The sequence below is a fragment of the Nocardia puris genome (assembly GCF_036051655.1).
Taxonomy (GTDB): Bacteria; Actinomycetota; Actinomycetes; order Mycobacteriales; family Mycobacteriaceae; genus Nocardia; species Nocardia puris.
Genome location: NZ_CP107943.1, coordinates 5673061 through 5686798, shown reverse-complemented (window position 1 = coordinate 5686798; position 13738 = coordinate 5673061). Strand labels below are relative to the sequence as shown.

Here is a 13738-nt window from a genome sequence, read left to right as displayed (position 1 = left end):
TCGTCGTCAGATCGGCGCGCCGACCCACCAGCGGTCGTACACATCCTGGCCGCCGCGGCCGCCCGACGCGGACACGACGCAGAAATGGCGGTCGGCGTCGTCGAACGAGACGTCCAGCAGGCCGAACCCAGCGATCGAATCGCTGGCCCAGCGCACCATCCCGCTCCCCGACGGGCGCGTCCACCGCTCCTCCCGCGTCCCCGCCAGACCCGTGGCGTCGGTGGAGTACCCGACGCGCCGGCCCGACGGGTCGCAGCGGATATTGACGCTGATCCCGTCGTCCACGTCGGAGGGACAGTGCAGCCACGCACCCTCGTCATCGTTCAAACCACACCTCATGCCCAGGTAGCCGGTGCCTTCGGGATCGGCGGGCAGCAGTTCCGGGAACGCCTCCACGATGTAGGCCGCCGCACCCCACGCGGCCGCCGCCGAGGTTGTTGTGGTCGGCGGCGTGGTGGTGGATTGCGCGGTGGTGGATTGCGCGGTGGTCGAAGGGTTTTCGCTCGTCGGCGTGGCAATGACATCGCCGTCGTCGTCGTCGAGCCACACGGCCACCGCGGCGATCGTGATCACCAACGCGACAACAGCCGCCACCGCCCCGACCAAGATCGCCACCCGCTGCACTCCCCCACCCGAAGGTTGCCCACCGCTCAGCGGCGCACCCGCCGGGAACCCACCGCCCTGACGCATACCCGGTGACAGCCCACCGGTCAGCTGGGCACCCGCCGAGAACCCACCACTCGGTGGCGCAGCGAACGAGGCCGCACCGGCCGCGGGTCCGCCGAACCGGGCCGGCCCACCGGACCCCTGCCCACCGGCGGCCGGTCCACCCGGAAGATACCCACCCGGCGTGGCCCACTGCCCGGTCGACGGCCCCGAATGCGACCCGGCGACCGGCCCGCCGGACCGAGGACCGCCCGCACCCCACCCACCTGCGGGTGCACCGCCGGTCGAGGGGCTCTCCGGCGGTCCAGGACGCTGCTGCGCTCCGGCCGCGTGCGGGCCACCTGAACCCTGCCCGGCGACTCCGTGCCCACCGGTCGACGAGCCACCGGGATGCCCGTGCGCCTGATGCCCCGCAGACGGATATTCAGGCGACGCCGAGCCGGCCGCCCGCTCGCCCGACCCCGCGATCAGCTGTCCACCGGACCGCCGCCCGTCTCCCCCGGCCAACGCCCGCTGGGCGGCGGCGGCCAGCTCACCGCAGGTTCCGAACCGCGCACCCGGATTCTTCGCCATCGCTCGGGCGATCACGTCGTCCAAGCCCGGTGGCACACCGGGCACGGTGGCCGAAGGGCGCGGGGGTGGTTCGTAGAGGTGGGCGTGCATCACCGCGGCCGGGCCGCGTCCCGTGAAAGGCGCGGAGCCGGTGAGGAACTGGTACAGCGTGCAACCGAGGGAGTAGACATCGGCGCGGTGGTCCAGAGGCGCGCCGGCCAACTGTTCCGGGGCGGCGTAGGCGAAGGTGGCGAGGACGCCGCCGGTGGAGGTCAGCGAGGTGGACGCCTCCATGCTGCGGGCGATGCCGAAATCGGTGATGCGCACCGCGTCGGACCCGTCGTCGGCGCGCGAGATGAGGATGTTGGCCGGTTTCACGTCCCGGTGCAGCAGCCCGCGCCGGTGCGCCTCGTCCAGCCCGCGCGCCGCGGCCGCGACGATCCCCACCGCACGGACGGGCGGCAACGGTCCTCGTTCCAGCAGCTGCGCCCCGTCGGCCCCGTCGACGTAGCGCATGGAGATCCACAGCAGATCGCCCTCGGTGCCCGTGTCGTAGATCGACACCACATTCGGGTGTTCGAGCCGCGCGGCCAGCTCGGCTTCGCGCTCGAAGCGCGCGCGGAACTCCGCGTCGGCGGCGAGTTCGGCGTCCAGCACCTTCAGTGCGTCGCGGCGCGGCAGGCGCGGGTGCTCGGCCAGGTAGACCACGCCCATGCCGCCGCCACCGATCCGCCGCACGATGCGGTACCCCGCGAACTCGTCCCCCGGACTCAGCGACACCATCCGTTCCTCCCTGACTGGGGAGCGTACCGGACAGTCCGTCCCGGCGGCGGCGCCCGCTCACCCCTCCCGTGCACGGTCGACGAACCAGTCGCCCAGCCACTGCACGGCCGTGCGCCCCTGCGCGTCCACGACGTAGGTCCCGTAGCTCTGGTGCGCTCCCGAAGTGACGAAAAGCGCTGTGCTCAAAGCCTCTTCGAGAAGCTGGGCGACCGAGTCCGGGTCCTGGGAACCGGCCGCGCCGAGCAGGGTGTTCGCGACGCGCTGGAGTTCGGCGCCCGCCGCCCCGGTCAGGTTGTCGACGGCGAGGCCCACGAAACCGAACAGCGTGGGCAGCAGCGCCGTCACCTGGGCGGCGATGTCGAGGGGCGGCGCGCCGCGACCGACCGCGTCGGCCAGCCGCCACAGATCGGCCTCGAGCAGGTCGACCTGTCCGGTGAGGGCGGCGGCGTCGATCTCGGCGAGCGCGCGCACCAGTTGCGCGGCGACCCGGGTGGCGCCGCTCTCGTCGGGGATGAGCCCGAGCAGCCGCGACACCTCGCGCAGATCCGCGCCGACCGTGGCCAGCAATGGTTCGAACGCCTGGCCCAATTGCGCGAACAGGTCGTGCACGTGCCGCACGACGGCGGCCAGGTCCCCGCCGCCGACAGCGCCCGCCGCACGATTCAGGATGTGCACTATGGCAGTGGTGTTCGCCGCGAACTCCAGACCGCGCGCCGCCACCCCGGCGACGCGATCCACCAGGACGGCAGGCCACTTGTCCGCGAGAGCGCGTGCGGCGGTGTCGAGTTCGGCGCCCGGCCGAGCGGCAAGTGTCTCCACCAGCGGCGCGATGCTCACCGAAACATGGTTGGCGGCTTGCGCGTTCGCGATGCTGTCGAATGCGCCGGGCCGCTCGCTCCGCGCGACGATCGTAGCCAGCGCGCGTAGCGCCGTGTCGAGATCGGAACCGCTCGCGGCATCGAGAATCGCCCCGGCCACACCGGTCAACTCAGCGCGCACCGACGCGTGATCCCCCGCCCACGCGGCCATGTCGCGTAGCGGGCGCAGTGTCGCCGCCACCCCGCCCGCGACGGCGGCCAGGTGCGCGGCGGCGGCGTGCGGCGCCTCGGTGGCCAGCCACCCGACGTCGGTCGGCAACTCGGCCAGCCGCACGTCGTCGAAGTCGGTGATCAACGTGCTGTACAGGGCGGCGGTGGCCGGATCGCCGGGTTCGGACGCCCCCGACGCGGTCGGTCGGGAGAGCAGCCGCCCGAGCCCGGCCAGCAACGGATGCGCGCTGGTGTCGGCCGAGCAGTACCTGTCCTGTTCGGCACAGATCTGGGTGGTCACGGGCGCGACCGCGCAGAATCCGCCGGGACGCGGTCCGGCGATGCCCGGCCCCGAGACCGGGGGGCCGATGAGCGTGGCGCCGCCGGTTCCTTGGCGGGGGTCGGCGACCAACCCGACGGCGAGGACGCGGTCGGCGGCGATGGGCGCGCCCGTGCAGCCGATCCGGGCCGCCACATCTCCCATCGCGTCAGCGCCCTGACTGTAGCCCGCCAGCACGAATCGTGTTGCGGGACAGTTCCTCCCGAACTCCTCGATGGCCGAGGTCGCCGCCTCGACCCCGGTCGCCTTGCTGTCGCCGTAGGGCATCCGATCGAATGCGGTGGCGGCGTACGCGGGGAAGCGGAACGCGAAACCCTCACCGAGCTCGTCGGCCAACGCGAGCGCGACCGGCGCCAGCATGCCGACGGCGGCGTGCTGATCGGCGTTCGGCGTGGTCTCCCAGGTGCCGGGCACGAAGACACCCGCCACGGCCGGACACCCCGCCTCCCGCGCGGGCTCGGCGGCGGCCGTCGCGTGCCCGGCCGCCGCCAGGACGGCGAGGACCAGTCCGGCGAGCAGGCGCCGCCACCGGCACGGTGTGCGCGCACGCTCCATCGGGGCACCTCCCGAGCGATGTGATCATGGGCACACCCATTTCACCAGCACGAAGGCCGCACGCGGGCTGAAACGCCCAAATTTCACTTCTGGAGAGCGCCGGCGCGGCGCGGACGGCTCGGCCACCAGATCCGATCGCCGACGATCGCGAACAACGCCGGGATGATCACCGTCCGCACGACGAAGGTGTCCAGCAGAATGCCCAATCCGACCACGATCCCGAGTTGGGTGAGCGTGATGAGGGGCAGCACACCCAGCACGCAGAACACCGCCGCGAGCACCAGACCCGCGCTGGTGATGACGGTGCCGGTGGTGGCGACGGCGCGGACGATGCCCCGGGTGGTGCCGTGCCCCGGCGTCTCCTCGCGCGCCCGGACCACCAGGAAGATCGAGTAGTCGACCCCCAGCGCCACCAGGAACAAGAAGGCGAACAACGGCACGCCGGTGTCGACCGCCGGAAACCCGAAGAGGTGGACACTCGCCCACGTACCCACCCCCAGCGCCGCCAGCGCACTGAGCACGGTCACCGCGACGAGCACGAGAGCGGCGGGCACGGCGCGCAGCAGGACAAGAAGGATCACCAGCACCGCCGCCAGGATCAGCGGGATGACCACCGCACGGTCCCGGCTCGCGGCCGCGTCCGTGTCCAGCGCCTCCGCGTCGCTGCCACCCACCCACGCGTGCGCCCCCGGCACGTCGGCCAGCCGCTCGCGCAAGGTCTCGATCTGCCGGAAGGCGCGGTCGGACTGCGGTTCCGCGTCGATCACGACCGCCCACCGCGACAGTCCGCCCGACGTCTCGCCCGTCCCGCTCACCTGCTGCACGCCGGGCGTCTCGGCCAGCACACGCTCCACCCGCGCCGCGACGTCGCCGCGAGCCACGACCACGACCGGGTCGGCGGAACCGGCCGGGAAGTGCGCCGACAGGGTCGCCAATCCGTCGACCGATTCCGCCCGCACACGGAACTGTTCGGTCTGCGACAATCCGACGTCGACGGTGAACAGTCCGGCCGCGCACACCGCCAATCCCGCGAGGGCGACCGAGACCACCGCGACCGGCCCGCGCACCACGCGCGTCGCGATCGTGTGCCAGACACCCTGTTCGGCGTGATCGCCACCGCCGACCCTCGGTACGAACGGCCAGAACACACCGCGCCCGCACACCGCCAACGCCGCGGGCAGCCCGAGCAGGACGAACACCACGACCACGAGCAAGCCGGCGGCAGCCGACGCGCCCAGGCTGCGCGTACTCGGCAGCGTCGCCAACAGCAAGATCGACAGCGCGACCACGACGGTGAGGTTGCTGGCCAGGATGGCGGGCCCGGCGCGGCGGCAGGCCCGGCGCAGGGCCACTCGATGGTCGGATTCCACCCGCAGCTCGTCGCGATAGCGGGAGACGAGCAGCAGCGCGTAGTTGGTGCCCGCACCGAAGACCAGCACGCTGGTGATGCCGGAGGTCGAACCGTCGAAACTCAGGTCCGTCACCGAGGCGAGCGCCGTCCCCACACTCGTCGCCAGCCGATCCGCGAAGCCGACGATGAGCAGCGGGATCAGCCACAGCACCGGAGACCGATAGGTGACTATGAGCAACAGCGCCACAACCAGCGCCGTGACCAGCAACAGCGTGGTGTTCGCGCCCGAGAACGAATCCGCGATGTCGGCGCCGAAGGCCGGACCACCGGTGACCTGCGCCTTCAGCTCCGCGGGCAGACCGTCGCCCACCGCGGCCCGGATCCGCGCGATCTCGTCGGTGAGCGCGAATCCGTTCAGTTCGGCGGGCACCGCGACGGTGCCGACAGCGGCCACTCCGTCCGGGGCCATCCGCACTCGCGCGGCGGCGATATCGGCGCCGGTGCGAGCGATGGCGCCCTCGGCGGCGGCGATATCGGACTCGGTGAGTGTGGCACCGTCGAGGCGCGTGACCACGACCACGGCCGAGGCGGTGTCCGCGCCGGGGAACTCGCTCGCCACTTGGTCGACCCGCGCCGACTGACTCGCGGGCGGGAGCGAATCGGGCGCGGCACCGGCCGACTCGTTCTCACCGACCAGGCCGATGGCGCCGAACGCCACCGCCCCCAGCACCACCAGCAACCACCACGATCGGTGCGCGGTGACGAACGAGGCGTATCTATCCCACAGAGTCACGGCGGCAACTCTCTCAGTTTTTTAATAATCAAGCAACTGAAGTTTGTACTCCGTTAGGCTGTCGCGGTGACGGAACCGCATCGACCCGGGCCGGACATCGCGGACGCGACAGTGCGCGCGGAGATCGAATCCGAGATCGCCGCGGACCTGCGCGCGCTCACCGCGGTCTCCGACCAACTCGGCCACGTCTTCGCGCGCAGGAACGATCTGCGGCCCAACGACTTCCGCGCGCTGCTGCACGTAGCCACCGCCGAGTTCGAGGGCGAGCCGATCACACCGGGCGAGTTGGGGAAGCTGATGGGCTTCTCCTCGGCGGCGGTCACCTACCAGGTGGAGCGGATGATCGAATCCGGGCACCTGCGCCGCGATCCGGACCCCACCGACCGCCGCCGCGTCCTGCTGCACCACGACGACCACGGCATGGCCACGGCCCAGGACTTCTTCCTGCCCTTGGGGCGCCGCACCCGAGCGGCGATGTCGTCCTTCTCCGACGACGACCTGCGCACCGCGCATCAGGTCCTCACCACCGTCATCACCGCGTTGCGCGCCCACCTCGACGATCTGCGCGATCGGGCCTGAGTCGCGGGTCTTCTCGGGCTCATCTCATCGACAAGCACCCCTGCATCGTCTGGAAATCGCCCGCGAAGCCGAAGCCGCCCGCACAGGTCGGCGCGGCGACGCCGTCGACGGTGACGGTGGCGCCGGGTCCGGCGATGCCGATGGACAGGCCGGGCCGAACCCCGAGGGTCGTCACGACGGCTCCCGGCCCGAGCGCGATGGCCGCGGGACCGGAGAGGAACTCCGAACTCGACGCGGCGGTCCCGCCGTTCTGGGCGACCGCCAGCGACAGGCTGGCCGGACCGGCGTCGGCGCTGGCACTGCCACCCAGGCCGTAGGCGGCTGCCGCGGCACCGCCCACGCTCTCCGCGGCGCAAACCGCCGCCCCCGCGTCGACCGACACCGCCGAAGCCCCGGGCGCCGGACATGCCGCCACCGGCTGCGCTCCGGCCACCGGCACCGCGATCAGCGCGAACGAAAGGGCCGCGCCCGCGCCGACCAGGGGCGCGAACACGCGGCGCGCCGAAACCTGATGATTCATGACATTCCTCCTGCGATCGATCCACGATGACCCGTCCAGCCGTGGCCACCATGAGACAGCAATCGCGTCGAACGGCGCGGTGGACCGGCTGCGCCTCCCTACGATACCGTTATTTCGATGCAAAAACGATGCGATCTGCCACAGCGGAGGTACTCGGATGCGATGCGTTGTCTTCGGGGCCAGCGGGTACATCGGCGGCCGCCTGGTCCCGGAGTTGCTGCGCGCGGGTCATCAGGTGCGCGTGGTCGCCCGGAATCCGGACAAGCTCGCCGACTCGCCCTGGGGCGACCGCGTGGAGATCGTGCGCGGCGACGTCACCCGTGACGCGGACGTCGCGCGAGCCGTCGAGGGCGGAGAGGTGCTCTACTACCTCGTGCACGCCCTGGACCGGGCCGATTTCGGGCAGATCGATCGGGATGCGGCGGCCAGAGTGGCCGCGGCCGCCGCGCGGGCCCAGGTCTCTCGCCTCATCTACCTCGGCGGCATCGCACCCGCCGGGCAGCCGCTGTCGCGCCACCTCGCGTCGCGCGCCGAGGTGGGCGAGGTGTTCCTGGCCGGGCCGGTGCCCGCGCTGGTGTTGCGCGCGGGGATCGTGATCGGGTCCGGCTCGGCCAGTTTCGAGATGTTGCGCTACCTCACCGAACGACTTCCCGTCATGGTCACGCCGCGCTGGGTCCGCAACCGGGTTCAGCCCATCGCCGTCCGCGACGTGCTGTACTACCTCGTCCGCAGCGCCGACGTGGCGGCCGATCGGCGCGGCGCGTTCGACATCGGCGGCCCCGACATCGTCACCTACGAGCAGATGATGCGCACGTACGCCGAGGTCGCCGGTCTGCCGCGCCGCGTCATCATCCCCGTTCCGCTACTGACCCCGTGGCTGTCGGGCCAGTGGGTCAATCTCGTGACGCCCGTGCCGCGCGCCCTCGCGGTGCCGCTGATGGAATCGCTCATCAACGACGTGGTGTGCGGCGAGGAGACCATCTCCCGGATCATCCCCGGCCCCGCCGCCGGGCCGATCCCCGTCCGCACCGCGATCGAACTGGCGCTGACCAGGATTCGCGATCTCGACGTCCCGACTCGCTGGTCGGACGCGGGCCCGGCTTACGCGCCGTCGGACCCGCTGCCGTCGGACCCCGAGTGGTCGGGTGGATCGCTGTACCGGGATGTCCGAGAACAACCCACGCGCGCCGCCCCCGAAACCCTGTGGTCGGTGATCGAGTCGGTCGGCGGCGAGCACGGGTGGTATTCGTTTCCCCTGGCCTGGGCGGTCCGCGGCTGGCTGGACCGGCTCGTGGGCGGCGTGGGCCTGCGACGCGGGCGACGCCACCCACACCGGCTGCGCCGCGGCGAAGCCCTCGATTGGTGGCGCGTCGAGACGTTGGAACGCCCCCATGTGCTGCGGCTGCGGGCCGAGATGCGCCTGCCAGGCCGGGCCTGGCTCGAGCTCTCGGCGACGCCGGCGCCCGGCGGCGGATCCGTCTACCGCCAGACGGCGCTGTTCGAACCACGCGGACTGGCGGGCCACCTCTACTGGCTCGCGGTCACCCCGTTCCACGCGGTCGTCTTCGGCGGGATGGTCCGCAACATCACGGCCAAGGCGGAGCTCACCCGGGCGCCACGGTGACCGGCTCGCCGCGCGGCCCACGATGCTCGGGCGGCGGACGATGATCGGCGGGCGCGAAACAGTTGAGCGACAACGGATCCGGATCGCCCGGATGCGGGGATCGCCGTGCTCCGATCGAAACGATCGCCAGACCACCGGCGGCACGGCCGAGAGCCGCGCGGCATTCACAACGGCGCGGCGATCTCGCCGAACCACTCGAGGATGCGCGGCAGCGCGACCAGCACGCTCCCGCCGTGATCCACCTGCCCCAGATCCACCGCCTCCGCGCGGTCACCGCCGAGGGTGCGCAGACAGGCCTCGGTGTTGGCGGCGGGCACGCTGCGGTCGGCCTGCGAGGCGTAGAGGCGGACCGGCACGGCCGGGGTCCACTCGCACACCGCGTCGCTCTCCGCCATGGCGCGCAGCGCCGCGCCCGACGGCTCCCGCGCCCAGTCCAGGTAGGCGGGGGTGAGCAACTGCTGAGGCGAGGCGGGCAGGGAGGTGGCGACCGCGACGATGTCGTGCTCGCCGTCGAACAGCGCCTCCACACGGCCGTCATAGGGCGGCAGGAACGCCTCGGCCGGGTCGTCGTAGAAGTGGTGGACCCGGTTCATCGCGGTGATCCAGTACGCCATGTACAGGGCCGCCGTGCGCGGGGTGATCCGCCCGTCCAGTGCGGCCGGGGTCTGCACCTCGCGAATCGCGTACGGCCCGGCCACGGCCGCGACGGCGGCCGGCGTGAATCCCGAGGAAGGATCGCGGTGCAGATCCGCAGCCAGCGCCATCGCGGCCTGCCCGCCCTGGGAGAACCCCGTCACCAGCACTCCGGGATCGAGGGCCCGGCCCTCGTCGGCCGCCACGGCGCGCGCGGCACGCAGCAGGTCCACCGACGCACTCGCCTCGGTCGGCACGTGCGCGTACGGGTGGGTGCCCGGCCCCTCGCCCAACCCCAGGTAGTCCGGCGCGACGGCCGCGTAGCCGGTGGCGGCGAAGAGGATGGCCCGCGCGCGATCGTTCTCGCCGTCGGCCGACGGCGCTTCGTCCTTGCGGACGATGGTGCCGTGCGCGTAACTCACCACCCGCACCGTCGGACTCTCGGTGCGCGGCAGCACCACCACACCGCTGGCGGTGGTGTCGGCACCGAACGGGTCGACGGTGCGATAGACGACCCGATACACGTCCACGCCGTTACGAACAGGTGTCGTGATCGTGCGCTCGGCGAGGTAGGCCGTGACATCGTCGGTGGTCATGCGCAGGATCGGCGCGACCGACACCACCTCGCCGCGCGCCGCGACAGACCGTTCCTGGCGCTGTTCGGTCGCGCAGGCGGAACCACCGATGAGCAGTAGGAATACCGCGAGCAGTGCGACGAGCGAGCGCTGCCGTCCGGTCACGAGGGTCACCTCTCCACGGTCCCATCGGCGGCCCGCGCACGCCAGGGGGCTTACCAACGCGGTCCCGGAAAGTTTCCCCCACCGTCACAATGGGCGGCTAAAATTGTCGGCACCTGGAGTACGAAGTGGGTTGACCTCCTGTCCAGTCTCACCTTCCGGCACAGGAAGTCTCGGAGCCGCCCCTCGACGTGCGCGGCGTGTCCGGCCCACCTGTCGAGGAGACGAGCATGATCGACAATGCCGCAACCGAGCAGTCCGAACCCGATCCCGCCGTCGTGATCTGGCCCGAACCGAGCCGCCTCGAACCGTGGTGGCAGCGGGTCATGTTCGGCTCGGGCACGGGCCAGGACACGCACGGCGGGGCGGCGCGGCAGTAACGGGTCAGCGGGGGTCCAGCACTTTGTGACCGTTCGTCCCCGGGGCGCCGGGGACGGACTTCTCGCCCGAATCCCACTGCGCGGGAGCGGGTCCGAACGCGTTGCGCGCGTTGTCGATGACGCTCCTGGCGAGCACCCGGTTGCCGGTGGCGCCGATGACGGCGCCGATACCGGCCGGCACCACGCGCCCGAACGCGAGCACGCTGCGGGTCGCGATGGATCGCACCACGAGTCGCTTCACCGCGCCGTCACCCAGGCTCGACACGCCGGGAATCCGGTTCGCGAGCTGGTTGGCCCAGTCCTTGGCGGCGTTCGCGGTGTGCTTGCCCACGAATTGCACACCGCCGGGCCCGAATACGATCCCCGACACCAGCGCGGTCTCGCGCGCGACGGCGTCGGGGTCGATGCCGTGCGCGTTCGCCGCCGTGAGCGCGTAGAGGACCGAGGCCTCCACGAAGAAGACCGTCTCCACGCCCATCGCGGCCAGACCCGTGAAGAAGCCGATGCCCGGCACCGCCGCGCACATGCCCACCGCGACACCGCTGGCGGTCACCGCGAGCAGGTAATGCCCTTGGGCGCGTTGCAGAATGCGCTCCGGCGAATCCTCCGGGCGCGAGGTGCGCAGCCACTCGCCGTAGCGTTCGGCGATCGGCACCTGCCACCGGGCGCCCTTGTCGATCGCCGACAGCACGATCTTGTCCATCTGTTCCCGAATCATCGACCACGACCTCCCTCGCCGCCCGCGCCCGCGCGGGGCCTCCGAAAAACCCTCGACCACGAAGTGTGCCCCGACATTGCCACCCGGTCCACCTCCGCCGGTCCGCGGCGTGGTTCGCGCGCCGGGAACACAGGTGTCGGATACCCGCGCGACGCGGCGCAACACCGTGTCATCGGCCACGTCGGGCCCGTTTGGTCACGAGACGGTGTCATCGCCGCGATTCGCCCGGTGACAGCAACTCCTCGGCTTACGATGGGGACACCTCGGTTGCTCCGGGGTTGCAGGACGGGTCGCGCCGCCCCCAACGCGGCCCGCCATCGCGGAGCAGGTCAGCTGGGATCCCGGTCCCCCGGCTTCAGCCCGGATCCCAGCTGGCTCGCCCGGATCCTTCCCCTTGGTAGCGTCATGTCCATGGAGGACGCCGACGCCCTGCTCACCGCGATCGTCTCGTGGGCGCGCGGCGACGACCGGATCACCGCGCTGATCCAGACCGGTTCGCGGGCCCGCGGCGAACGCGTGGACGAGTACTCCGATCTGGATCTGGAGATCATCACGCCGCACTGGCGCGACCTGCACGACACACCGGACTGGATCGGCGAATTCGGGTCGGTGCTGCTGCGGGTGATGTTCGAGGAGGACGATCCGTGGCCCGCTCCCCTGCTGGTGGTCTACGCCGGTGGGCGCAAAGTGGATTTCACGATCGCCGGCGAGGAACGCCTGGCGGACATGGCCCGCGACGGGCTGGACGATCTGTACAAGCGCGGCTATCTGGTCCACCTGGATCGCACGGGCATCGCCGCGCGACTACCCGCGCCGCGCGATGCGCGGCCGGTCCCGGACCCGCCGTCGGCCGCCGAGTTCCGCGAGGTGACCGACGAATTCTGGTTCGAGGCCACACAAGTGCCGATCTACCTGAATCGCGGCGAACTGTGGGTGGCGAAGTTCCGCGACAACACCATGAAGGAATGCCTGCTGCGCATGCTGGAGTGGTACGCGGTGACCGACCCCGCCGAACCGCGCGACCCGTGGTACCTCGGCCACCACATGCCGGAATGGTTGCCCGCCGGGCTCATCCACCGGCTGCACGACGTGTTCGGCCGGTTCGACGCGCACGATTCCTGGCGCGCGCTGGACGCGACGGTGGCGCTGTTCGCCGACGTGTCCGCCGAAGTCGCGGCGCGGCAAGGTTTTTCCGGCCGGTCCGAAACCGTCGCGGGCGTGCGCGGGATCCTGGACGCGCACCGGGCGCGCTGGGTCGCCCTGGACTCGGCACGGCACTGACGCGTGGCTCTGCCCCCGTCGTCCCGGAAAGTCGGCGTTCCAAACCGGTTCGACCCCGTCGTCGGCACAGGATCTCGGACGCGCGAGTCCGAGCAGGATCGGCGCGGCACCTGGTCGGTAGCACCGGAACCGAGAGCCGTCAGTACGGATGGGCCCGTTCGGCCCAGGCCGCGCCGAGCTCACCGGTCAGGTTGCGGGGGAAGGAGATCCGGTCGGGGTTGCCGTCGGAGGTGTAACGGGCAGCCGGGTCGGCGGCGAGCCGGTCCAGCCAGTAGCCGGAATCGAAGGCGACTTCGCCGCGCCCCGAACGGATGCGCGGCACACCACCGCGGTCGAACGCGCCGAACGGTGACGGAGCGGGTTCCGCGCCGACCAGCAGCACCGCGTCGAAGGTGTAGGTGGTGCCGTCCCACGCTCCCGCGCTCGCCAGCCAGGGCTCCGACGGGGCGATACCCAGCGGCAAGGCCATGGTGCGCACCGGAGCACCTCCGGTGGCGGCTTGGATGGCACGGATATTGAGGACTATTTCGCGTTGCACTCCGTGCGCGTCCAACCGGGCCAGGTTCGCGTGTGTGGCGGTGTGCGCGCCGATCTCGTACCCGTGGTCGGCCAACCAGGCGAGGGCGCGCGGATCGCCCCCGAAGGGCTCATCGTTGACGTAGAACGAGGCGGTGGCCGCGAACCCGGGATGGGCGGCGGCGAACTCTTCGAGGATGCCCACGGCCGAATCCGGTGTGGGCGCCCCGGATTCGGTCAGCCGGAGCTGACTGAGGGTGGAGTCGTCGAAGGTCAGCACCACCGGATGCGTGCCCGCGGGCAGATCGAGGGCACCCGAGACGTAGTCGGCGGTGGTCACCGGCCGATACCCCTCCGCGTACAGGCGGGCGAGTTCGGCGCGGAACTCCTCCGGAGTCTGGTCGTATTCGCCCGCCGGGTCGGGCGTGATCTGGTGATACATCAGCACCGGCACGAGCCCGAGTTCGTTGGCGCCCACCGCCGCCGGGTCGAACGGCGCCGTGGTGGCGGGAGCGGTGGCCGGAGCCGACGGCGGTTCGGCGGCCTCGCCGCCGACGCACCCCGCGAGCGCGGCGGCCGTCGCGGTGACCATCGCGAGCCGTCGCACGGGCATCGAATGCCTTGCCATCGGCTCACGGTACGCGCCAGGGATTCGATTCGGAGACATATGCCCGCAAAAGCC

General features: G+C 71.7%; 11 protein-coding genes. 4 read left to right on the top strand and 7 right to left on the bottom strand.

Features of this window, described 5'->3' with window-relative positions:
* Positions 1 to 6: 6 nt before the first annotated feature.
* From OHB21_RS26180 to OHB21_RS26170, 3 genes are all read right to left on the bottom strand, one after another.
* Positions 7 to 2001 carry a serine/threonine-protein kinase gene (locus OHB21_RS26180; RefSeq protein ID WP_228791790.1) on the bottom strand — a complete coding sequence of 665 codons (1995 nt, stop codon included), beginning with the start codon at positions 1999 to 2001 and terminating at the stop codon, positions 7 to 9.
* A 57-nt stretch (positions 2002 to 2058) separates the two neighbouring features.
* Positions 2059 to 3924 carry a cutinase family protein gene (locus OHB21_RS26175; protein WP_067511471.1) on the bottom strand — a complete coding sequence of 622 codons (1866 nt, stop codon included), beginning with the start codon at positions 3922 to 3924 and terminating at the stop codon, positions 2059 to 2061.
* A gap of 83 nt (positions 3925 to 4007) precedes the next feature.
* Complete coding sequence (locus tag OHB21_RS26170; RefSeq protein WP_195126304.1) at positions 4008 to 6068, bottom strand: MMPL family transporter; 2061 nt, start codon at positions 6066 to 6068, stop codon at positions 4008 to 4010.
* A gap of 66 nt (positions 6069 to 6134) precedes the next feature.
* Here OHB21_RS26170 and OHB21_RS26165 point away from each other — a divergent pair, with 66 nt between their 5' ends.
* Positions 6135 to 6647: a MarR family winged helix-turn-helix transcriptional regulator gene (locus tag OHB21_RS26165; protein ID WP_232331831.1), complete on the top strand. Its 513-nt coding sequence runs from the start codon at positions 6135 to 6137 to the stop codon at positions 6645 to 6647.
* A 19-nt stretch (positions 6648 to 6666) separates the two neighbouring features.
* On the opposite strand, the gene OHB21_RS26160 is transcribed toward OHB21_RS26165, so the two are convergent.
* Positions 6667 to 7167 (bottom strand): DUF6764 family protein, encoded by a 501-nt coding sequence (locus OHB21_RS26160; protein WP_067511472.1) that lies wholly within the window; start codon positions 7165 to 7167, stop codon positions 6667 to 6669.
* Between the two features lie 157 nt (positions 7168 to 7324).
* On the opposite strand from OHB21_RS26160, the gene OHB21_RS26155 reads away from it, so the two are divergent.
* The gene (locus OHB21_RS26155) at positions 7325 to 8791 is read left to right on the top strand and encodes an SDR family oxidoreductase (protein WP_067511473.1); all 1467 of its coding nucleotides are present in this window, start codon (positions 7325 to 7327) and stop codon (positions 8789 to 8791) included.
* A gap of 164 nt (positions 8792 to 8955) precedes the next feature.
* On the opposite strand, the gene OHB21_RS26150 is transcribed toward OHB21_RS26155, so the two are convergent.
* Positions 8956 to 10173, bottom strand: coding sequence for an alpha/beta hydrolase family protein (locus OHB21_RS26150; protein ID WP_067511474.1), 1218 nt, complete (start codon positions 10171 to 10173; stop codon positions 8956 to 8958).
* 218 nt (positions 10174 to 10391) lie between these two features.
* Here OHB21_RS26150 and OHB21_RS26145 point away from each other — a divergent pair, with 218 nt between their 5' ends.
* The gene (locus OHB21_RS26145; RefSeq protein WP_170160842.1) at positions 10392 to 10541 is read left to right on the top strand and encodes a hypothetical protein; all 150 of its coding nucleotides are present in this window, start codon (positions 10392 to 10394) and stop codon (positions 10539 to 10541) included.
* 4 nt (positions 10542 to 10545) lie between these two features.
* Here OHB21_RS26145 and OHB21_RS26140 read toward each other — a convergent pair whose 3' ends face one another.
* A complete protein-coding gene (locus OHB21_RS26140) occupies positions 10546 to 11259 on the bottom strand; it encodes a hypothetical protein (RefSeq protein WP_195126305.1) in 714 nt (237 codons plus the stop codon).
* 411 nt (positions 11260 to 11670) lie between these two features.
* Here OHB21_RS26140 and OHB21_RS26135 point away from each other — a divergent pair, with 411 nt between their 5' ends.
* Positions 11671 to 12540 carry an aminoglycoside 6-adenylyltransferase gene (locus tag OHB21_RS26135; protein WP_170160841.1) on the top strand — a complete coding sequence of 290 codons (870 nt, stop codon included), beginning with the start codon at positions 11671 to 11673 and terminating at the stop codon, positions 12538 to 12540.
* 139 nt (positions 12541 to 12679) lie between these two features.
* Here the strand turns inward: OHB21_RS26135 and OHB21_RS26130 are convergent, their stop codons facing one another.
* The gene (locus OHB21_RS26130) at positions 12680 to 13684 is read right to left on the bottom strand and encodes a polysaccharide deacetylase family protein (RefSeq protein WP_228791791.1); all 1005 of its coding nucleotides are present in this window, start codon (positions 13682 to 13684) and stop codon (positions 12680 to 12682) included.
* Positions 13685 to 13738 lie beyond the last annotated feature (54 nt).

What these genes read in the sequence shown, in the direction of transcription:
- OHB21_RS26130 (WP_228791791.1), bottom strand. Translation starts at nt 13,684, where the DNA reads ATGGCAAGGCATTCGATGCCCGTGCGACGGCTCGCGATGGTCACCGCG.
- OHB21_RS26145 (WP_170160842.1), top strand. Translation starts at nt 10,392, where the DNA reads ATGATCGACAATGCCGCAACCGAGCAGTCCGAACCCGATCCCGCCGTC.
- OHB21_RS26180 (WP_228791790.1), bottom strand. Translation starts at nt 2,001, where the DNA reads ATGGTGTCGCTGAGTCCGGGGGACGAGTTCGCGGGGTACCGCATCGTG.
- OHB21_RS26155 (WP_067511473.1), top strand. Translation starts at nt 7,325, where the DNA reads ATGCGATGCGTTGTCTTCGGGGCCAGCGGGTACATCGGCGGCCGCCTG.
- OHB21_RS26175 (WP_067511471.1), bottom strand. Translation starts at nt 3,924, where the DNA reads ATGGAGCGTGCGCGCACACCGTGCCGGTGGCGGCGCCTGCTCGCCGGA.
- OHB21_RS26160 (WP_067511472.1), bottom strand. Translation starts at nt 7,167, where the DNA reads ATGAATCATCAGGTTTCGGCGCGCCGCGTGTTCGCGCCCCTGGTCGGC.
- OHB21_RS26135 (WP_170160841.1), top strand. Translation starts at nt 11,671, where the DNA reads ATGGAGGACGCCGACGCCCTGCTCACCGCGATCGTCTCGTGGGCGCGC.
- OHB21_RS26140 (WP_195126305.1), bottom strand. Translation starts at nt 11,259, where the DNA reads ATGATTCGGGAACAGATGGACAAGATCGTGCTGTCGGCGATCGACAAG.